Below are 255 nucleotides of genomic sequence, written 5' to 3' on the forward strand. Positions count from 1 at the left end.
AGGACGTTCCCCACACGGTTTCTAACTCTGGGAGCCTAGAGATGGCGTTCCTTGTTATTAAGGTGGTGTGAATGATTAGAGGAAACCCGGAGATATTCAGAAGGCGTGTGGAGAGGTTCCAGAAACTGCTCAGGGAGAACGAGATAGATGGGGCTGTCATAAGGACACTCTCCAGCTTCATCTACTTCACCGGCACCAAATGGCTCCGTCCGAGCCTCTTCATCCCTGCCGAGGGCGAACCATTAGTTTACGTTG

At 51.8% G+C, this 255-nt stretch carries 1 protein-coding gene; it reads left to right on the forward strand.

Translation table 11 applies throughout. The annotated features are described in order from the left end of the window. Positions 1-74 precede the first annotated feature (74 nt). On the forward strand, positions 75-255 hold a 181-nt coding region (locus E3E33_RS10820; RefSeq protein ID WP_370520410.1), incomplete at its 3' end, for an aminopeptidase P family N-terminal domain-containing protein.

The sequence above is a fragment of the Thermococcus sp. GR5 genome (genome assembly GCF_012027535.1).
Lineage (GTDB): Archaea > Methanobacteriota_B > Thermococci > Thermococcales > Thermococcaceae > Thermococcus > Thermococcus onnurineus.